Annotated in this window: 20 protein-coding genes; 10 read left to right on the top strand and 10 right to left on the bottom strand. The window is 62.1% G+C overall.

Annotated features, from left to right (window positions below; translation table 11 throughout):
- Positions 1-257: 257 nt before the first annotated feature.
- The 5 genes from LMG28727_RS05740 to LMG28727_RS05720 form a co-directional block, all read right to left on the bottom strand.
- Positions 258-1,028 carry a TetR/AcrR family transcriptional regulator gene (locus tag LMG28727_RS05740; RefSeq protein ID WP_201641321.1) on the bottom strand — a complete coding sequence of 257 codons (771 nt, stop codon included), beginning with the start codon at positions 1,026-1,028 and terminating at the stop codon, positions 258-260.
- Between the two features lie 103 nt (positions 1,029-1,131).
- On the bottom strand, positions 1,132-2,049 hold the full coding sequence (locus LMG28727_RS05735; RefSeq protein ID WP_201641320.1) for an ABC transporter permease: 918 nt from the start codon (positions 2,047-2,049) through the stop codon (positions 1,132-1,134).
- The gene (locus LMG28727_RS05730) at positions 2,049-3,149 is read right to left on the bottom strand and encodes an ABC transporter permease (protein WP_201641319.1); all 1,101 of its coding nucleotides are present in this window, start codon (positions 3,147-3,149) and stop codon (positions 2,049-2,051) included. The genes LMG28727_RS05735 and LMG28727_RS05730 overlap by 1 nt, the downstream gene beginning before the upstream one ends.
- On the bottom strand, positions 3,146-4,774 hold the full coding sequence (locus tag LMG28727_RS05725; RefSeq protein ID WP_201641318.1) for an ABC transporter ATP-binding protein: 1,629 nt from the start codon (positions 4,772-4,774) through the stop codon (positions 3,146-3,148). Before LMG28727_RS05725 ends, LMG28727_RS05730 begins: the two co-directional genes overlap by 4 nt.
- A gap of 1 nt (position 4,775) precedes the next feature.
- Positions 4,776-5,762 carry a BMP family protein gene (locus tag LMG28727_RS05720; protein WP_201641317.1) on the bottom strand — a complete coding sequence of 329 codons (987 nt, stop codon included), beginning with the start codon at positions 5,760-5,762 and terminating at the stop codon, positions 4,776-4,778.
- A gap of 208 nt (positions 5,763-5,970) precedes the next feature.
- On the opposite strand from LMG28727_RS05720, the gene LMG28727_RS05715 reads away from it, so the two are divergent.
- Genes LMG28727_RS05715 through LMG28727_RS05705 form a run of 3 tightly spaced genes read left to right on the top strand, consistent with a single transcriptional unit; the run spans position 5,971 to position 9,549 of the window.
- Entirely contained in the window at positions 5,971-6,771 is an 801-nt protein-coding gene (locus tag LMG28727_RS05715) for a cysteine hydrolase (protein ID WP_201641316.1), read from the top strand.
- Entirely contained in the window at positions 6,768-7,952 is a 1,185-nt protein-coding gene (locus LMG28727_RS05710; RefSeq protein ID WP_201641315.1) for an amidase, read from the top strand. Before LMG28727_RS05715 ends, LMG28727_RS05710 begins: the two co-directional genes overlap by 4 nt.
- A gap of 10 nt (positions 7,953-7,962) precedes the next feature.
- Positions 7,963-9,549, top strand: a complete 1,587-nt coding sequence (locus LMG28727_RS05705) for a gamma-glutamyltransferase family protein (protein ID WP_201641314.1) — start codon at positions 7,963-7,965, stop codon at positions 9,547-9,549.
- Between the two features lie 48 nt (positions 9,550-9,597).
- On the opposite strand, the gene LMG28727_RS05700 is transcribed toward LMG28727_RS05705, so the two are convergent.
- The 3 genes from LMG28727_RS05700 to LMG28727_RS05690 are packed head-to-tail and all read right to left on the bottom strand — an operon-like array spanning position 9,598 to position 11,895.
- Positions 9,598-10,188, bottom strand: coding sequence for a flavin reductase family protein (locus LMG28727_RS05700; protein ID WP_201641313.1), 591 nt, complete (start codon positions 10,186-10,188; stop codon positions 9,598-9,600).
- A 10-nt stretch (positions 10,189-10,198) separates the two neighbouring features.
- The gene (locus LMG28727_RS05695; RefSeq protein WP_201641312.1) at positions 10,199-10,933 is read right to left on the bottom strand and encodes a GntR family transcriptional regulator; all 735 of its coding nucleotides are present in this window, start codon (positions 10,931-10,933) and stop codon (positions 10,199-10,201) included.
- Entirely contained in the window at positions 10,930-11,895 is a 966-nt protein-coding gene (locus LMG28727_RS05690) for a polysaccharide deacetylase family protein (RefSeq protein ID WP_201641311.1), read from the bottom strand. The genes LMG28727_RS05695 and LMG28727_RS05690 overlap by 4 nt, the downstream gene beginning before the upstream one ends.
- A 330-nt stretch (positions 11,896-12,225) precedes the next feature.
- Between LMG28727_RS05690 and LMG28727_RS05685 the strand changes: the two genes are divergently transcribed.
- The 5 genes from LMG28727_RS05685 to LMG28727_RS05665 all read left to right on the top strand — a co-directional run bounded on the left by LMG28727_RS05685 (position 12,226) and on the right by LMG28727_RS05665 (position 17,310).
- Positions 12,226-13,284 carry an ABC transporter ATP-binding protein gene (locus LMG28727_RS05685; protein ID WP_201641310.1) on the top strand — a complete coding sequence of 353 codons (1,059 nt, stop codon included), beginning with the start codon at positions 12,226-12,228 and terminating at the stop codon, positions 13,282-13,284.
- Positions 13,285-13,380: 96 nt separating this feature from the next.
- On the top strand, positions 13,381-14,676 hold the full coding sequence (locus tag LMG28727_RS05680; protein ID WP_201641309.1) for an ABC transporter substrate-binding protein: 1,296 nt from the start codon (positions 13,381-13,383) through the stop codon (positions 14,674-14,676).
- A gap of 131 nt (positions 14,677-14,807) precedes the next feature.
- Positions 14,808-15,722, top strand: a complete 915-nt coding sequence (locus LMG28727_RS05675) for an ABC transporter permease (RefSeq protein ID WP_201641308.1) — start codon at positions 14,808-14,810, stop codon at positions 15,720-15,722.
- 1 nt (position 15,723) lies between these two features.
- The gene (locus LMG28727_RS05670) at positions 15,724-16,635 is read left to right on the top strand and encodes an ABC transporter permease (protein ID WP_201641307.1); all 912 of its coding nucleotides are present in this window, start codon (positions 15,724-15,726) and stop codon (positions 16,633-16,635) included.
- 156 nt (positions 16,636-16,791) lie between these two features.
- Positions 16,792-17,310 carry an SLATT domain-containing protein gene (locus LMG28727_RS05665; protein WP_201641306.1) on the top strand — a complete coding sequence of 173 codons (519 nt, stop codon included), beginning with the start codon at positions 16,792-16,794 and terminating at the stop codon, positions 17,308-17,310.
- A gap of 65 nt (positions 17,311-17,375) precedes the next feature.
- Here the strand turns inward: LMG28727_RS05665 and LMG28727_RS05660 are convergent, their stop codons facing one another.
- Positions 17,376-18,068 carry a YceH family protein gene (locus LMG28727_RS05660; protein ID WP_201641305.1) on the bottom strand — a complete coding sequence of 231 codons (693 nt, stop codon included), beginning with the start codon at positions 18,066-18,068 and terminating at the stop codon, positions 17,376-17,378.
- 213 nt (positions 18,069-18,281) lie between these two features.
- Between LMG28727_RS05660 and LMG28727_RS05655 the strand changes: the two genes are divergently transcribed.
- Positions 18,282-18,854: a helix-turn-helix domain-containing protein gene (locus LMG28727_RS05655; protein WP_201641304.1), complete on the top strand. Its 573-nt coding sequence runs from the start codon at positions 18,282-18,284 to the stop codon at positions 18,852-18,854.
- Positions 18,855-18,860: 6 nt separating this feature from the next.
- Entirely contained in the window at positions 18,861-19,397 is a 537-nt protein-coding gene (locus tag LMG28727_RS05650) for a GNAT family N-acetyltransferase (protein ID WP_201641303.1), read from the top strand.
- 104 nt (positions 19,398-19,501) lie between these two features.
- On the opposite strand, the gene LMG28727_RS05645 is transcribed toward LMG28727_RS05650, so the two are convergent.
- Positions 19,502-19,903, bottom strand: coding sequence for a PaaI family thioesterase (locus tag LMG28727_RS05645; protein WP_201641302.1), 402 nt, complete (start codon positions 19,901-19,903; stop codon positions 19,502-19,504).
- Positions 19,904-20,034 lie beyond the last annotated feature (131 nt).

The raw sequence follows: 20,034 nt of genomic DNA, 5'->3' as shown, positions 1-20,034 counted from the left end.
GTGACGCGCCGTTGGTGCAGCGCTCACCAACTCGGTGATTGCACGCCCCGCGCTTGCGCCTGTCGATTCAACGACAGGCCATCGTGCAGCTTCGGCAGTCTTTCAGAGTCGGCGTGAAGCCATTCGCGTAGTCAGCACGTGAGGACGTACGCGTCGGGGGTCGTTAAAGCGGAACGATGCAAGTCGCCAATCAACGGCAGAAAAGCGTCAGGGATCTCGTGGGGAATCAGTCTGCTGCCGACCACGCGTTTCGACGCTCACGCACTCGCCGACTTCTTTCGCTTCTCCGACGCCGCGTTCAACAGTGCCGGCTCCGTCGCCCCGCTCACCACGAACGCCCGCACCATCTCATGCGCCTGATTCTTATGATCTTCCTGCCATTGCGGCGCGAGCATGTCGGTATTGAAGATTCGCGACAACGTATACGCGTTGGACTTATGAAACGAGCACAAGCTCACGAGGCCGACATAAAGATGCAGCGCATCCATATTCTTGCGCAACGAACCATCGCGCTCGCCACGCGCGATCACCGTGCGCAGCAGACTCAACACCGGCGACGACATCTCCGGAATCGCGGTGGAACGCTTCATCACACGGGCGCGGTTCAGATTTTCGAACGACAACAGCTTTGACAGCTCGGGATGCGCCGCGAAGTGCCCTTCGATGAAATCGTAAAGCTGCACGATCGCCGTGACCGGATCGATCCGGTCGACATCGAGCTTGAGCTTCAGTTCGGCTTCCCGCAGCCGCGCCAGCACGAATTCGAGTACTTCGAGATAAAGCGCTTCCTTGCCGCCAAAGTAGTGATAGATCATCCGGATGTTGACCTTCGAGCGGCTCGCGATCGTTTCCACTCGCGCGCCGCTCAGCCCTTTGTCCGAAAACTCGGCAAGCGCAACTTTGAAGATGCGTTGACGGGTCGCTGCCGCGAGCTTCTGGCGCTGGGTTGTCGGAGCCGGGGCGGCGGTGAGCGTGCCCGACGCTAAAGCGGGTGCAACGGAAGTCGTTCGGACTGAAGCGCGTGTCATATCGATGGCAAGCCTGGGCGGTGGCGGGTTGCTTGAATAAAGTACGTTCGGCGTCACGCATTCGTTGAACGCAGCGTGACGCCCCAGCATTGTAAGCGCGGCCTTATCGGCGGAACGGCTGGGTCAATGCGAGCGGTGCGGTTTGCCGGCCGATTAGTCCCGCCACTGCGATCAGCGCGAGTAAATACGGCAACATCACCAGCAGCGCGGTCGGCACATGCACGCCGATCAGCGGCAACTGGAACTGCAACGCACTCGCTGCGCCGAACAGCAGGCATGCACCCACGGTGCGGCCAATTTTCCAGTTACCGAAAATGATTGCCGCAATCGCAAGGTACCCCGCGCCGCTGGTCATTCCTTCCGTGAAGGTGTGGATGTCGCCGATCGAAATGAAGCAGCCCGCTGCGCCCGACATCACGCCCGAGAACAGCACGGCGCCATAACGCAGCCGCGTCACCGACAGTCCCGATTGATCGACCGAGCGCGGCGCCGCGCCCACTGCGTGCAGAGCCACGCCTAACGCGGTACGCCGCATCACGAGCGACGTCGCGACGAGAATCGCGAGACCCAGATAGACCAGCCACACCTGGTGAAACACCGGCTCACCGATCACCGGAATTGCACCGAGCCCTGGCGGCGACCAGCGCGCCAGCCCCGGAATTGCGGCGCTCGAACGTTCGCCGAAAAGCTCCCGATAAGCCAGCGTCGTCGCCCCGAGCGCGAGAATGTTGATGCCGATGCCCGTCACGATCTGATTGGCGCGTAACGTCACACTCAGGAACGCCTGCAACAACGCAATCGGCAGCACGCCGAGCATGCCGATGGCCAGTCCGAGCGACGCGTTGCCGGTGGCCCACGCACCCGCTGCGCCGAGAAACGCGCCGGACAGCATCATGCCTTCCACGCTCATATTGAGCACGCCGGCGCGTTCGCTGATCAACTCGCCGGTCGATGCCAGCATCAGCGGCGCGGCAAAGCGAATCGACGAGCCGACAAAAGCCGCCACAAATTCCGCATTCATTAGCGTGCTCCTTTGGGTTCGAGCCACAATGAACCGCCCGCGAGCGCGACGATCACAATGCCCTGCACGATCAGCACCAGCGCCGACGGCACCGACGCGACCATTTCCATATTGATGCCGCCCGAGCGCATAAAGCCGAACAGCAGCGCCGCCGCACACACACCCGTCATCGAGCCGCGTGCGAGCAGACCAACGACGAGGCCGTCGAAACCATAGCCCGATGAAAAGCCCGCTTTCAACGAGTACTGGTCGCCTTGCAGCATCAACGCACCGGCGAGCCCGCCGAGCGCACCCGCCAGCGCCAACGCGCCGACCACCGTCGAGGTGATCGGCATGCCGGCGCGGCGTGCGGCCACGGCGTTCAGGCCGACCGCGCGCAAGTACATGCCGAAGCGGCTATAGGCGAGCATCAGCGCGACCGCGACGCATAGCACGACGGTGAGCGGCAAGCCGACGTGCAGGCCGGTCGAGCTGGTCGAAGACAGCATCGGCAATTTGGTCGCGTCGGGAATCTCGAGCGATTCGGGCAGCGTGGCCGCGTTGCTCATCGGCTGACGCAGCAGCGCTTCCGATTGCACGCACCAATAGAGCAGCCACACGGCGATGAACGTGAGCAGCAGCGTGCTGATCACTTCGTTGGTGCCGGCGCGGGCTTTCAGCCAGCCGGGGATGGCGCCCCAGGCGGCACCCGCTAGCGCGGCGGCCAGCATCGGCAGAATGAACGACAGCCCCAGCGGCAAATGTGCAACGTGACCGTAGAGGCTCACCGCGGTGGCGACGATCCCGCCCATCGCAATCTGCCCTTCTCCGCCGACGTTGGTCAACTGCGCGCGGTTCGCCAGCACGAAGCCGCCGCCGACCAGCGCGAAGACCAGGCTGCGATTGATCGACGCGCCGATTGCATAGGGCGAGCCCCACGCGCCATCGGCAAACGCGGCGAGCGCGTCGCCGATCGGCACGTGAACCAGCGCGATCAGCGCCAGTGCCGCGGCGACCGCGACCAGCGCCGCGCCACCCAGCACCAGGGCGGTTCTGAGACGCCGCGAAGCACGCCATGATGCACGCGGTAAAGAGGCTAATGAGGTAGTGGTCGAAGTCATGCTGTCTGGCCTGCCATCCATGCGCCGATGCGCTCGCGTTGAAGAGTGAGTTGCGACTTGTCCGGCACACAGGTGCCCATGATGCGGCCGCGATACATGACGAGCACGCGGTCGGCCACCGCCATCAACTCGTCCAGTTCCGAAGAGATCAGCAGGACGCCGACGCCGTCGTCGCGTGCCGCGCGAATGTGCTCGTACACGGCGGCGACTGCGCCGACGTCCAGACCGCGGGTCGGCTGCGCGGCGACCAGAACGGCGAGGCCGTCGAGCGTGAGTTCGCGCGCGAGCACCGCTTTCTGCTGATTGCCGCCAGACAGACCACGAAACGCGACATCGGGGCTGGCAGCGCGTACGTCGAAGCGCTGCATCAATGTACGCGCGTCGCGCCGCATCGCGCGGCGACGCATGAAGCCGCGCCGTGCGTAGTCGTCGAGACGGTTGAGAAACAGGTTGTCGGTGACACTCATGTCGGGCACGCAGCCGACCGCGTGCCGGTCTTCCGGCACGACGCCGACGCCCGCCCTGGTCAGCGTCTGCGGAGCGGCATGCGTGCAGTCTTTGCCTTGCACGAAGAAGCGCCCTGCGCTCGCTTTCTGCATCCCCGCCAGCACCGCGCCGAGTTCGCTTTGACCGTTGCCTTCCACGCCCGCAATGCCGACGATCTCGCCACGGTTGACCACCAGCGTGCAGTCCTGCAAACGCATCACGCCGTCTGCGTCGCGCACGGTGAGACCGTCGACCTGCAATGCTTCGTCAGCGAGCGGGCGTCCATACGGTGACGCGCTGGGTGTTGCGGCGGGTGCTACCGCGCGCACCGTGTTATCCGCGGGCTGCGCGTCGTTAGCCTGGGCCGGACGTTGAATCATCGCTCGCACGAGCGCATCGACATCGGCGGAAGGATTGCTGGAGCGGGCTACCACTCGCCCGCTTTGCAACACCGTCGCGCGATTCGCAATGCGGCGAATTTCCGCGAGCTTGTGGGTCACCAGCACGACCGCACAGCCTCGCTCGACCACCTTCGCGCAGGTGTTCAGCAACGCGTCGATTTCAGCCGGCAACAGCACGGCGGTCGGCTCATCCAGCACCAGCAGGCGCGGCTCGCGGATCAGACATTTGACGATCTCGACCCGCTGCTTTTCACCCACCGACAGATCCGCGACCCGTGCGTCCGGATCGAGCGCGAGCCCCAGTTCCGCGACCAGAACGCGCACGCGCTGCGCTTCGCGTTTGCGGTCGAGCCAGCCACGCGCCTGGCCCAGCAGCAGGTTGTCGAGCACGCTCACGTCTTCGACCAGACTGAAATGCTGATGAACCATCGCGATGCCGTGCGTCAGCGCATCGCGCGGACTATGAGGCCGGTACGGTGCACCGTCGAGCCACATCGCACCGGCATCGGGTTGATGCACGCCGAACATCACGTTGCACAGTGTCGATTTGCCCGCGCCATTTTCGCCGAGCAGACAATGCACTTCACCGGCGCACAATTCGAGCGACACGTCGGTCAACGCCTGGAACTGCCCGAAGCGTTTGCCGATGCCGTCCATGCGCAGCACGCTGGCGCGGGGTGTCGCCGCTTCGCCCACCGGCACGGCCGCAGCAGGTGCGGAAACAGGAGTCGCGTCCATATCAGCCTTCTGACACCTTGATCTTGCCGCTTTCGATGTCCTGCTCGATCTGCTTGAGCTTCGTCGTCATTTCAGGTGACGGCTTGCACACCACCATGTCCGACGCTTTCGGTCCCATTGCCAGACCGAACGCCTTGTAACCCGGCTGCCATGTGCCGGCCGCCATCTGATCGATCGCGTACTGCACCTGATAACCGACGCCCGTAATCGAATACGCGATATACAACGGGTCGGTGCCGCACCGGTCCGTATAGCTGCCGATCACGTGCGTGTGCTTCTCGCTGGCCGCCTGCTCCATGCCGCGCAAGCCGAGATTGAGAATGTGATAGTGGACGTCCGCGCCTTGCGAGATCGCCGCGAGCGTCGCTTCCTTGGCCTTCGACACGTTGTCGAAATCGCCCGTATAGCTCTCGAAGTACTTGATCTTCGGATTGATCGAGCGCGCGCCGTTACCGAATTCCTTGCCTGCGTTGACGATCGACGGAATCTCCATCCCGCCGACATAACTCACCGCGCCGTTCTTCGACAGCATCGCCGCTGCGGCGCCCGCGACGTAGGCAATTTCCGCCTGCTTCACGTCATAGCCCGCGACGTTCGGCGGCATGTCCTGCCCCTTGTTGCCGCCGACAATCGCGAACTTCACATTCGGAAAGCGCTTTGCGATCTTGAGCACCGACGCCTGCGTCTGTCCGCCGACGCCGATCACCAACTGGTTCTTCGACGCGAGGTTGGTCAACGCCTGTTCCATGTCCGCGTAGTTGATGTTCTCGATCATCTGCGTCTTCAACTTCGGGCCGAGTTCTTTCTGTGCAGCGGCGAGCCCGTCGTAGCCGGACTCCATCCAGCCCTTGTCCGACTTCGAGCCGGGAATCAGCACGCCGACCCGTAGCGGATCGGCTGCGACCGCATGAACCGCAGCAGTCGACGCAGCGACTGCAACCACACATGTAGCGAGCGTTTTGAGCGTGGCGATCTTGTTGAGCAACATTCTGGCATTCCTTTTGCGTTTGGTTTGGGTAAGTAGGTTATTCATGAACGAAGCAAATGCAACTTCGATGCCAAGTAACGATTTGCGCGGTGTGGCCGCCTGGTTCAGACCCGCCTGAAATACCGGATCAGAGGTTGCCCCGATGCGCTGCCCAACAGTCGCGGCGGCCTCTTTCAAACAGTCATTCAAACTCAATGGAGAATTTTTGATGAAACAGCACGACGCCTACGGCACAAGCGTTTCCGGTCAGTTGGGCCGCGACGGACGGCCCCGCTGGAGCGCGAGCGACACGCTGGTCGACATGTCGTTGCCCGCGCCTGAGCCGGTCGTCGCGACGCTGCCGTGCGAGCCGCAAAACGTGCGTCTCGATCTGCGCAGCACCGCGATTATCGTGATCGATATGCAGAATGATTTCTGCACCAGCGGAGGATGGGTTGCCCAGATTGGGGGCGATTTCAGTGCCGACCGCGCGCCGATTGCACCATTGCAGCGCCTGCTGCCGGTGCTGCGCGAAAACGGTGTGCCGGTCATCTGGGTCAATTGGGGCAACCGCCCCGATCTCGCGAACATGCCGCCGAACCAGTTGCATCTCTATAAGCCGAAAGGCGTGGGGACCGGCCTCGGCGAGCCGCTCGCGAGCAACGGTTCTCATGTGCTCGAAAAGGATTCGTGGGCGGCGGCCGTGGTCGATGAACTCGCGCCGCTGCCGCAGGATATCTGTGTCGACAAATATCGCATTAGCGGCTTCTGGGACACCCCGCTCGACAGCATTCTGCGTAATCTCGGTATTCGCACCGTGATGTTCGCGGGCGTGAATACCGACCAGTGCGTGCTGCATTCGCTGACCGATGCGAATTTCCTTGGCTATGGCTGCGTGCTGGTCGAAGACTGCTGTGCGACGTCGTCGCCGGCATTCTGTACCGAAGCGACGATCTGGAACGTGAAGAAGTGCTTTGGCTTCGTCACCGATTCGGCGCGGATTGTCGACGCACTGGCGGACGTCAAATGAGTGCGTTTATTCCTGGTCCGCGTGTGCGAGTGGCCGCGACCTCGCGAGGGCCACTCGATGGCTTGCGCTTTGCCGTCAAAGATCTGATCGACGTTGCCGGCGTGGTGACGGGTGGCGGCAATCCGGACTGGCTGGCGAGCCATCAGGCCGCGCCTGTCAACGCGCGTTGTGTCGACATGGTGCTGGCCGCCGGCGCGACGCTCGACGGAAAAACGATTACCGATGAACTCGCCTATAGCCTCGAAGGTGCGAACCATCATTACGGCACGCCGCTTAATCCGCACTGGCCGCATGCATTGCCGGGAGGGTCGTCGAGTGGTTCGGCGTCTGCGGTCGCGGCTGGCGAGGTGGACTTTGCACTCGGCACCGATACCGGTGGCTCCGTGCGTGTGCCTGCCGCGTTCTGCGGTGTGTGGGGGATGCGACCTACGCATGACGCGATCTCGCTCGAAGGCGTGTTGCCGTTCGCGCCGTGCTTCGATACGGTTGGCTGGTTCGCGCGGTCTGTCGACGTGCTGGCCGCCGTGGGCGACGTGTTGCTACCCGCGGATCTGGCTCACGTCGTCAAGCCGCTGGCGCGACTGGTCCGCGTTAACGAAGCGTTCGAGGCTCGCGCACGCAACGAGGCCGACGACGCATCGAGGCTGGTTGCGCTGGCTGAATCGCTAGGGGCTGCCACTTCGCTCGACGTATTCGCCGGCGGCGAAGCGCGTTGGCTCGCGTGTTATCAACGTGTCCAGGACCTCGAAATCGATGCCACGCTCGGGCATTGGATCCGATCTGCACAGCCGCACTTCGGTCCTTCCATCGTTGAACGCTTCGCCAGGCTGAACGTGCTGGACACCAAACAGGCGGCCCAATACCGCGCGCTTCATACCGAGTTGCGCGGCATGCTGGACCCGCTCTTCGACCAAAAGGTTGTGCTCGTCATGCCGACCACCCCGGTCGCGTTGTTATCGAAGCAAGCGTCGGCCGACGCAATCGGCGGCTTCTACCACGATGCCCTCACGATCAACGCGCTTGCCACGGTTGCCGGTCTACCGCAAATCACGCTGCCTTTCCGCGACGAAATCGATCGTCCGCTCGCGCTGTCGATCATTGGCGCACGCGGCAGCGATCGCGCGTTGCTGAGCCTCGCGCGCGATCTATACTCGCGCCACACGCGCCCCAACCTTCAGTAGTGGAGCATCGATGCAGAATCCGAAATCCGTCGGCGGCACGGGCGGCATGGTCACCAGTCCTCATGCGTTAGCGAGCGAAGCCGGCCGCGATGTATTGCGCGCGGGTGGGAACGCGATCGAGGCCGCGATTGCGATCGGTGCAGCGCTGTGCGTTACCTATCCGCACTTCACCGGGCTGGGTGGCGACGCGTTCTGGGTGATCGGCGACCGCGATGGCATGCTGCGCACGGTGTCCGGCATCGGTCAGGCCGCCGCGCAACTGCCCGCGTTCGACTCCGCGATTCCGGCGCGCGGCGCGGAATCCGCCATCACGACTGCCGCCACGGTCGATACATGGCATCGCGCCTATGAGATCAGCAAAAGCGCATGGAGCGGCACGCAAACATGGTCGTCGCTGTTCGACCGAGCAATCGACTATGCCAGCGAGGGCTTTCCGGTCACGCCGTCACAGCATTTCTGGCAGACGTTGCGCGCTGGCGAATTGAATGCGCTACCCGGCTTCGCCGGGACCTTCGCACCGCACGGCAACATTCCCGCTATCGATGAGCGTTTTGCGCAACCAGCACTGGCCAGAAGTATCGAACGGATTGCCCGCTTCGGTGCGCGCGAATTTTATGAAGGCGATCTCGCGGAGCGAATGGCGCGCGGCTTGCAAAAGGCTGGCTCACCCGTCAGCGCGAGCGATCTCGCCCGAACTCATGCACGCGACGAAACTCCGTTGCGCGTCGCGTATCGCGGCGGCGAACTGGTGAGCCTGCGGCCGCCGACGCAAGGCGTCACGACGCTGCAAATCATGGGAACGCTAAATCGATTCGACCTACGCTCGATTCCCGAAGGCAGCGCTGATTACTATCACCTGTTGGTGGAAGCGGTGAAATGCGCGTTTGTCGATCGTGACCGCTTCGTGTCCGACCCCGAGTTCAACCCCGTGCCCGTCGAACAGATGCTGTCGGCCGCCACGCTCGACGCGCATGCCCGCGCGATTAATCCGCGCGAAGCACGTGCATGGCCGCATGTGTTTCGTCCCGGCGACACGGTGTTTATCGGCGCAACCGATAGCCAGGGGCGCAGCGTCAGCGTGCTGCAAACGGTCTATTTCGACTGGGGCAGCGGCGTGGTGGCAGGCGACACCGGCGTTCTGTGGCACAACCGGGGGGCATCGTTCAGCACGAATTCCGCCCATCACAACGCCGTGCAGCCGGGCAAGCGGCCCTTTCATACGCTCAACCCCGGCATGTATCTGAAAGACGGCCGCCCGCATCTATTATTCGGCACGCAGGGTGCGGATGGTCAGCCTCAAACGCTTGCCGCCATCCTCACGCGGTTGATCGATTATGGAATGGACCCCCTCACTGCCCTCGCCCGCCCGCGCTTTCTACTCGGCAAGACCTTCTCCGATACCCGCGATGCGTTAAAGCTCGAAGAAGATGCCGGAGCGGATGTGTTTGCAACACTCGCGGCACGCGGGCATGAAGTGAGCGCAATTGCGGCACAAAGTCCATTGGCGGGCCACCCCGGCGTGATTCGAATCGATACCGACGGTTCGGCCTTGGGTGCGCATGACCCTCGCAGCGATGGACGCGCACTCGCGATTTGAAAGACGTTCGACGCGCAGGGTGTCGCAACCTGCGCGTCGAACCATCAATCACTCGAGCGTGAAGCGATCCCGCGTCGTCACATAATCACTCGCGCCGAACCGGCCCACTGGAAAATAGTGCTGCAAACGCACGCGCCATGTGTCGATATCGATCAACTCATCACGCGCATGCAGCCGATGCACGCGGCCGATAAAAATCTGCCTGCTGCTCGTTTCCAGGGTTTCCCAGATCGTGCATTCGAACGCAACCGGCGCTTCTGCAATGCGCGGCGGCGCAACGTGAGAACTCGGCACGGGCGTCAGTCCGACCTCTGCAAGCTCGCTGACATTCGGTGGCAAGCGTGCACCGCAACGATGCATTTTCTGGGCGATGGCTTCGTCGGCGAGATGCACGACGAACTCACCGGTGCGCACGATATTGACCGCTGTATCTTTCAGTGTGCCGTCCGCCACACGATTGATGCTGATCATTACGATCGGCGGCTCCTCGCCTAGCATGTTGAACATCGAGAAAGGCGCGGCGTTGATCGTGCCGTCGGCGCCGAGCGTGGTGACAAGCGCAATCGGACGCGGCACGATCAGGCTCGCCATCAGCTTGTAGCGCTGGTATTCGGTGATCGCTTCGAAATCGATTTCCATGTCGGTTGGCCTAGTTGGAAGAAGCGTGGACGGTCAGGCCGAGCAATTGGCCGAGGCTTTTTTCGCCGCGCATCCGCGAGGTTTCAATGCGGTCCTGTAAATCGCGCAGATGCGCGTCCATGTGCACCATTGCCCCCGCTGCATCGCGTGCTTCGATGCAATCGACAATCGCAGCATGCTCCGCGTGCTCGCACGGTGCGTGCCCCGGCGGTTCATACACACCGACAATCAGCGAGCAGCGCGATACGAGTTCCTTCAGATAGTTTTGCAGGATCGAATTGCCGGCCAGCGCGGCGATGCGCATATGAAATCCGCTGGCAAGCGTCGCCCACGAAGGTTGATCGAAGCGATGCATCGCGTCGTGCTCGCTTGCCAATTGTTGCCGCAACGCCTTGATGTCTTTGTCGCTAGCGCGTTGCACCGCCAGCTCGACCAGCATGCGTTCGACGGAACGCCGCGCTTCGAAGATCTCACGCGTTTCTTCCGGCGTCGGTTCGGCAATCACCGCGCCTTTGTTCGGACGCAATACGACGATGCCGTCGTACGCGAGCTTTTCGAGCACTCGACGCACGACCGCGCGGCCCACGCCGAATAGCTGGCACAACTCGGGCTCCGGCAATTTGGTGCCGGGTGTCAGCCGGTGATTCAACACGCCGTCGAAGATCGATTGATAGATACGGGTATCGATATCCGCCTCCTCACGCGCCGTGTTCCTTGCGGTGGCCACGCCGGCTTTCGCGTTCATACAATGGCCGGCCGTACGATGTCGTCCCGCTCCAGAGCGTCCATATGACTGGCAATCGCGCCGGGCGTCGTCATCCACAGGTTACCCCGCGCGCGTGCCGCTGCGATATGTTCAAGCGCGCGACGCAAATGCCTCAGGCGATACGGCTGCCCCACCAGATACGGATGCAATGCAATACCCATCACGAGTGCCTGAGGCCGTGCGCCGCGATTCGCCTGTTCGAGCATCTCGTCGAACTGATCGATGATCATGTCGGCGAACGCACGGCCATCCATGTGACGGCCTACCATCATCGGCAGATCGTTCAGTTCCTGCGGATACGGAATCGACCACAGCGGCTTGCCGCGCGTGTTCATGCGCACCGGACGATCGTCGTGACACCAGTTCAGCGTATACCGATAGCCGGTCTCCGCAAGCAGGTCGGGCGTCAGATGCGATTCCGAAATCCACGGTGACAGCCAGCCCTGCGGCGGCATACCCGACACTTGCGCAATCCGCTCGCGGCAATGCAACAGCAACTCACGTTCGCCGCGTTCGTCGAGATCGCTCTGCCGATGCGCGTTCGTATGACCGTGGCCGATCAGTTCGTCGCCACGCGCGACGCAGGCTGCAATCAACTCGGGACAATGATCGTAGAGCGCGGTGTTGATGAGTGTGCCCGCCGGCAGGTCCAGCTGATCGAAGAGTTCGATACAGCGCCATGCGCCCACCCGATTACCGTACTCGCGCCAACTATGGTTCAGCACATCCGGTTGCGGCGAAATCGGACCGAGCGCCGCGCCAAGACCTTCGCCAAACGCAAAGTGCTCGATATTGAAGCCCAGATAAACCGCGAGACCGGCATCGCCAGGCCAGCGGAACGCATCGCTGTCGGTGATCGGCCGGTAGGGAAAGCGGCCGTGCGTGGCGATCGATTCGCGCGCGCGGTTCAGTGCTGCAGGCAGGTTCCGTATGTCGTTCATTGAGAAGAAGCCGTAGTTGATGAATGGCGTCGAATCGTGCAACGGGTCGCGTCAGGCATGAACCGGATTGGCCGGTTCATGCCCCGGGACGGACCGAAGACGCACCGTGATTGCGCAGAAACAGGTCTTGCCGATCGCTAACGATCGTTGGGGCAAATCGTTTGCAATATGCGAGCCAACGTGTAGACGTTAAGCACAACGGCGCGTTGGCGATCTGCGAGCGGGGCGATAGGCCGGATGGCACATGTCTTGCATTTGCCTGCTTCGCATTAACGGCATGTCTGTTTCGTGCATGCCCCACTGTTCGCCGTTCACGAGGACCCTTCCTTCATGATTCAGTCTGCTTCAACGGTGCTCGAAACCAAAGCCGCCGACATCGAACTGGTGCATGTGTCGAAGCAATACGGCGATTCGCTTGCGGTCGACGCGATCGACCTGCGCATTGCAGGCGGCCAGTATTGCTGCCTGCTTGGTCCATCGGGCTGCGGCAAAACCTCGACCTTGCGGATGATCGCCGGTCATGAATCCGTCTCTGAAGGTGACGTTCTGATTGCTGGTCGAAACGTCACACGTGCGGAGCCCGCCGCGCGAGGAACCGCGATGGTGTTCCAGAACTACGCCCTTTTCCCGCATCTGAGCGCGCTCGACAACGTTGCGTTCAGTCTGAAAATGCGCGGCGTGGCCAAGGATGTTCGACGCAAGCGCGCGGCCGAATTACTCGAACTGGTAGCGATGTCCGCTTATGCCGAGCGCAAACCAGCGCAGTTATCGGGCGGCCAGCAGCAGCGCGTGGCGCTCGCGCGCGCGTTGCTGAATCAGCCAGGCTGCCTGCTGCTGGACGAACCGCTCTCCGCACTCGACCCGTTCCTGCGCGTACAGATGCGTGCCGAACTCAAGCGTTGGCAGAAAGAACTCGGCATCACCTTCGTTCACGTCACGCACTCGCAGGAAGAAGCGATGGCGCTCGCCGATCTCGTCGTGGTGATGAGTCATGGCCGGATCGAACAGAGCGGCACGCCGTTCGAAGTATTCAATCATCCGCGCACCGAATTCGTGGCCCGCTTTCTGGGCGGCCATAACGTCTTCAATACGAATGGCCGCTTGTTTACCGTGCGCGCCGATCATCTGCGCGTCGTGCCGCATGGCGTCACGCCGGTGCAGAACGCAAGCGGAGAAAGTGGCATGACGCGCATTGGCGGCGTGCCCTGCAAAGTCCGCGAAGCTGAGTACCAGGGCACGCATCTGCGGATGACACTCGATCCGCTCGACGGCTCGCCCGAACTGATTTCATTCGTGAGCGACGGCGATTACGACCCTTCGCGGCTGGGCCCGGATGCTCGCGTGGTGGTGTGGTGGAACGAGCAGGACGCGCATCCGCTGGCGGCTTGATGAATTTGACGCCCTGTTAGCAGGGACTTTACGTCAGGCAGCAACGAATACCGCATTAAACAAGCGCTAAAACGAACGTCAAATGAGGAGAAAGCAATGAGTGAAGCGAACGAGAGCCCGGCAGTGGCCGCAGCGGATGTCAAGGAAAAAGGCCTGTCGCGCCGCACGTTCATTAAGGGCGCGGTGGCAGCGGCCGGTATCGCCGGTTTTCCGTACGTCCACGCGCAGGAAAAAATCACGCTGCGCTATCTCGGCACGGCAGTCAACCAGAGCGCCGACATCGCGAAGAAGTTCAAGGAAGACACCGGGATCGAAATCCAGTACGTACCGGTCACGACCGACGACGTCGCCAAGCGCATCATTACCCAGCCCAACTCGTTCGATATCGTCGACACCGAATATTTCGCGCTCAAAAAACTGATTCCGGCCGGCACGCTCGCGGGCATGGACACCAAGCGCATCAAACTCGCTGACAAGATCACGCCGGTCCTCACGCGTGGGGAAGTGAACGGCAAGAAGATCGGCGATCAGGGTACTGCGCCGAAGAAAGTGATGTTTCTGACCGGCGCGCGTTCGACCGAGTTCTCCGCGACGCCGACCGAATGGATGACGCTGATTCCCACCACGTATAACGCGGATACGCTGGGCATTCGACCCGACCTGATCAAGCACCCGGTCGACAGCTGGGCGCAACTGCTGAACCCGGAATTCAAAGGCAAGGCCGCGCTGCTGAACATTCCCGCAATCGGCATCATGGATTCGGCAATGGCCATCGAGGCGATGGGTCACATGAAATACGGCGACAAGGGCAACATGACCAAAGCCGAGATCGACCAGACTATCAAGATCCTGATCGAAGCCAAACATGCCGGGCAATTCCGCGCCTTCTGGAAAGACTTCAACGAAAGCGTGAACCTGATGGCCTCGGGCGAAGTGGTGATCCAGTCGATGTGGTCGCCTGCCGTGACCAAGGTTCGCACGATGGGCATTCCGTGCAAATTCCAGCCGCTGAAGGAAGGCTATCGCTCGTGGGCATCGGGCTTTGGTTTTCCGCGCTCACTGCAAGGCAAGAAGCTCGACGCGGCGTACGAATTCGTCAACTGGTTCCAGGATGGCTGGGCCGGTGCGTATCTGATGCGTCAGGGCTACTACCCCGGCGTGGTCGACACGGCAAAGACGCACATGCAGCCGTACGAATGGGACTACTGGATGGAAGGCAAACCGGCCGCGCAGGACATCAAGGCGCCGGACGGCCAGTTGCTCGAAAAAGCCGGCGCGGTGCGCGACGGCGGTTCGTACACCCAGCGTATGGGCGCGATTGCGTGCTGGAATGCGGTGATGGACGAGAACATCTATATGGTTCAGAAGTGGAACGAGTTCATTGCGGCCTGATCTGCCACGCGCAGCGCCTGTAGTTCGATTCACTGTCATAGCCGATGCCTTCACCAGGCGTCGGCTATGACGAATGTTCTCCACCGCGCACGCATTTCTTCTTGCGCTGTTATTCCCCGGACACCTTGCCCATGGCAACGATCGACCTTCCCTCACACGCCGAGGACGCGCCCGTCAAACACCGGCGCGCGCCTGCGTGGTTGCAGGCGACTCCGCTGTCGCTGACGTTCCTGCTGTTTTTCATCGTGCCGCTGGTGATCACGCTGATCGTCAGTTTCTGGGACTTCAACGAATACCAGATCATTCCCGCGTTCACGTTGAAGAACTACGCGGCAATCTTCAACGGCTGTTCGTCGATGACGGACGTCTGCGTGACGTTCAAGACGTACTGGTCGACGCTCAAGTTCTGCGCGATTGTGTGGACCGTCACACTGCTGCTAGGTTTTTCGCTCGCGTACTTTCTCGCTTTCCACGTGCGGACAACGAGCATGCAGACCGTGCTGTTCCTGCTCTGCACGATTCCGTTCTGGACCTCGAATGTGATCCGGATGATTTCGTGGATGCCGCTGCTCGGCCGTAATGGCCTCGTCAATCAGGCGCTGCTCGGCCTGCATGTGATCGACCAGCCGCTCGAATGGCTGCTGTATTCGAATTTCTCCGTGGTGCTTGCGTTTGTTCACCTGTACACGTTCTTCATGATCGTGCCGATCTTCAACGCGATGATGCGGATCGACCGGTCGCTGCTCGAAGCCGCTCGCGACGCGGGCGCTAGCGGCTGGCAAGTGGTGCGCGACGTCGTGTTGCCGTTGTCGAAAACCGGCATTGTGATCGGCTCGATCTTCGTCATCACGATCGTGATGGGCGACTTCCTGACCGTCGGCGTGATGGGCGGCCAACAGATTGCATCGGTGGGCAAGATCATTCAGGTGCAGACCGGCTACCTGCAATTTCCCGCGGCAGCGGCCAACGCGATCATCCTGCTGGCCGTCGTGCTGATGATCGTGTGGGGTTTGACGCGCGTCGTCGACATTCGCAAGGAGCTGTGACATGCAGGCCATTCGCGTTAAACATCGGGAACGTCGTCCGGCCAGTTTCTATTGGCTCGCGTTGCTATTCGGCTTGTTCGTGCTGTTTCTCTACGGGCCCGTGATCACGATTTTCATTCTGTCGTTCCAGGGACCCGAGGGCGGTCTGACGTTCCCCATGCGCGGGGTGTCGCTGCACTGGTTCTCCGTGCTGCGCGACGGCGTGGGCGATGTCGATATCTGGGGCGCATTTGGCCGGTCCGTACGGCTTGCTTTGGCCGTGACCGTATTGACCGTGCTGTTTTCGGTGGCGGCAGGCCTCGCGTTCCGTCGCAAGTTTCGCGGCGATACCGCGGTGTTCTATGTGTCGGTGGCCAGCCTCATCATGCCGTCGATCATCGTGTCGCTCGGCATTGGTCTGACGTTCCGGCTGCTGGATAACGGCGTGAAGTACCTCGCTGCGGCCTGGGGTTATCAGTCGTTCGCCGACAGCTATACGACGTCGATGGGCCTGTTCACGTCCGCACTCGGCGCGCATCTGACATGGACGCTGCCATTCGGTCTGCTGGTCATGTTCGCGGTATTCAACCGTTTCAATCCCGCCTATGAAGAGGCATCGCGCGATCTGGGCGCGACGCCGTGGCAAAGCTTCCGGCACGTCGTGCTGCCGATTATCGGACCGTCGGTGGTGGGTGTCGCGATGTTCGGCTTCACGCTGTCATGGGACGAGATCGCCCGCACATCGCAGGCGATCGGCGATCAGAACACCCTGCCGCTCGAACTTCAGGGGCTCACCACATCGGTGACGACACCGGTCATTTACGCGCTCGGAACGATGACGACGGTGTTGTCGTTGACGGTGATGGGCGTCTGTTTGCTCGCCGTGAGATTGCTCGCGCGACGGCGCGCGGTCGCAGGGTTGAAGGCGACCTGAGCTGGCGACGGGCGCGGCCCGTACAGCAAGCGCTTCTCGCCCTGTCAGGCCGTCTACCGGGAATCGGCCGACTACGGTCCGGGTCGCGCGTCGGAACTCGACGGCCTGAGTCATGTGGCACAGTAGCGTCAGGTATCCACCACCCTGACGAGCGACATGACGAAACTGCCTCCCTATGAGCCGCCGGTCGATGAGAACCAGCTTCTGCTGAAGTGGATTCGCCGCGCGCGTGAGTCCCAGATGAGCCACTACGACATGGCCGATATGTTATCGGCGCGCGATCGCCAACTCGGCTGGCTCGTGACCGCATTGACCGCGTTCGTCGGCACAGCGGTGTTTGCGTCGCTTACAACGGATGCGGTGTCGGTGGAGCTGCGGATTGTCGTGGGGTTTGTCAGTGTCGCCGCCGCCGTTTCCGCCGCGCTGCAAACCTTTCTGAAGTACGCCGAGCGCGCGGAGAAACATCGCTCCGCTGGTGCGCGTTATGGCGCGGTACGTCGCAGGCTGGAAGCGATTTTTTCCGGCGACCCGGATGCGCGCGACGGCCACTACCTCACATCGATTCGCGACGAACTCGACCGGCTCGCGCAAGATTCGCCCAACGTGCCGCCGCGGATTTTCTATCGCACCCAGCGTACGTTGTCGGCGGATACAGCGCGCAGCCGTGACGCGTGATCGATGCGACAGAGTCATGCCGCCTGAAAAAGCGTGGACATGGGCGCGCTGGGTCGATTATCCGATCAGAGATCGTCGACGCTGATCCCCAACTCCGCCGCCATGCGCCGCACTACCGTCTGAAGCCGGCTCACCTCGTCGGCGAGACGTTTCTGCTCGGCCTTCACCGCCTCGAAGGTGGACAAAGGCACGGTGTCGTCCTCATCACCCGGCTGCGCAAGCTCGCTCGCACTGACCTCGCCGCACAGCAGATGGGTCCAGCGATTCTCGCGCTCGCCAGGTGTGCGTGCCAGCTTGACGACCCGTGGCGGATCGTTGTCGGCGAGTTCTTCGAGAAACGCCTCGACCGATGAAATATCGGCGAAGCCATGCAGCCGCGCGCTGTTCAAGCGCAGTTCGGCGGCAGTCTGCGGGCCGCGCAACAACAACGTGGTCAACAACGCCGCCGACTGGCTGGGCAGCCCCAGCACGCGATTCATGTTGTGCTCGAAGCGTGGCACCCGGCTGCTGCTGCCTTCCATGACGAGGCTCAGCCGCTTCAATCCATCGACGGCGGTCAGCACCTCGGCTTCGGTCGCATTCATCACCGGCGCGCGGCCGGTTTTCTGATTGCAGCCAAGGGTCAACGCATTGAGCGAAAGCGGGTAACTGTCCGGCACCGTGTGCTGCTTTTCGACGAGCACGCCGAGGACGCGCCCTTCGAGCAACGTCAGAGCGCGGATCGCGGGGCGGGAGGAAGCGTCGGAAGTGGTATTCATGAGTGATCGTGCGGCTTGGGTCGCCGGGTCTCGTGGATGAAGTGCCGCTTGACGGCCGGCGTTGCGCAGCCCGTCAGCGCTTTCTGATTCGGTGACAAGTGGCCAATATGATAAACGGCCCGGGGCTCCGCAGTGAGCGAATCTCCGGACAGCGCCGTTGCTGCCGTTTTTGTTCTATTGATTGTTTTCCATATTCGAGATATTTTCCCTGAAATGGAAAACATACTCTCCGATGAAAACGCTATCGATCGCCGCATTGCCCATCGGCTACGCGCGCTGCGCGCCGAGCGCAACTGGTCGCTCGACGATCTCGCGAAACTCAGCAACGTGAGCCGCGCCACGCTGTCCCGGCTCGAAAACGCCGCGGTCAGCCCCACGGCGAGCGTGCTCGGCAAGCTCTGCGTCGCCTACGGCCTGCCCATGTCGCGGCTGATGCGAATGGTCGAAGAAGAGTTTGAACCGCGCGTGCCGCGCGAGCGGCAGCCTGTCTGGACCGACGCCAGCGTCGGCTTCACGCGCCGTTCCGTGTCGCCGCCGGCGCAGGCACTGAGCGGCGAAGTGCTCGAATGCTCGCTCGATGCGGGCGTGCAGATCGCCTACGACGCGTCGCCGCGCGCCGGCCTCGAACATCATCTGGTCCTGCTCGAAGGGCGGCTTCAGATCACCGTCGACGGTCATCGCCACGAACTGCAACCTGGCGACTGTCTGCGCTATCAGCTCTTCGGACCGAGTGCTTTCGTGACGCCTGCCAGCAGCGGCGCGCGCTACCTTCTCTTTATCGTGTGAGCCAGCATGAACGCCAATCTGATGACCATGACGTCCCTTTGCGCCGACGAGCTTACCGGCTGTGTTGCGGAGCTGGGCGCGTTGCTGCGTGCCTGCGTGCATGACGGCGCGAGCGTGGGCTTTGTGATGCCGTACAGCGTCGACGAAAGCGAGGCATTCTGGCGCGGCAACGTGCTGCCCTCGCTGCGCGAAGGTGGCTTGATCCTGCTGGTCGCGCGTCTGGGCGATACGATTGCCGGCACCGTGCAACTGGATTACGACACGATGCCGAACCAGCGCCATCGTGCGGAAGTGCGCAAGCTGCTGGTGCATCCCGACGCGCGCCGCCAAGGCATTGCGCGGGCGCTGATGACGGAAATCGAGCGCCATGCGCAGCGCCTGCAGCGCAGTCTGATCACGCTGGACACCCGGACCGGCGACCACGCCGAACCGCTTTATGCCGCGCTGGGTTATCAGGCGGCCGGGGTGATTCCGGGTTATGCGCGCGCTCCGCTCAACGGTGAGCGGTTCGATGCGACCACGATTATGTACAAGGCGCTTTGACGGGCGCGCGGTGCGTCGCGTTGCTGGCTGAGTGGCGCAGTGTGCCGCTTCGGGTATCGGGGAGCGTGTCGTTTCGCGGTGTGTGCGCAGACTCAGGCAGTGTTTCAGGCAGTCTTCGAATACTTGAACGTGCCCTGCGCGCTGGCGATCAGCAGCTTGCCATCCACCCATGCTTCGCCGCGCGAAAAGAAAATAGAGCGGCCCTGACGTTCCAGAAAGCCCTTCGCCGTCACTGATTGGCCGAGGCCCTTGTCGAGATAATTGGTGGTCAGCGATAGCGTGAACGCGTGCCGTGCGGGTTGTCCAACGGGTGCGTAGAGGCCTGCATAACCCGCTGCTGCGTCGAGCAAGGTCGCGATCGCGCCGCCTTGCAATACGCCCTGCCGATTGAGCTTGCTGGCATCGATGGGCATGATCAGCTCCGCGTAGCCGTCGCGCCATTGCGTGAGATGCACGCCGAGCGATTCGAGAAACGGGTTGTCGATGGGGAAGTCAGGATGGTCCATTTCAAACCTTATCGGGTGGGCACCACGCATTCTCTCACCTGGCGTCACTATCCCGGCAGTGTCATCGAGTCGAACAGAAACGCAGCTTGCGTTTCACAAGCCTCGCAGCGCTCAAGATGCCCGCGTCGGCC

The sequence above is a fragment of the Paraburkholderia metrosideri genome (assembly GCF_904848625.1).
Lineage (GTDB): Bacteria > Pseudomonadota > Gammaproteobacteria > Burkholderiales > Burkholderiaceae > Paraburkholderia > Paraburkholderia metrosideri.
Note: the sequence above shows the minus strand (reverse complement) of the source record. Positions and strands in the feature narration are given on the sequence as shown.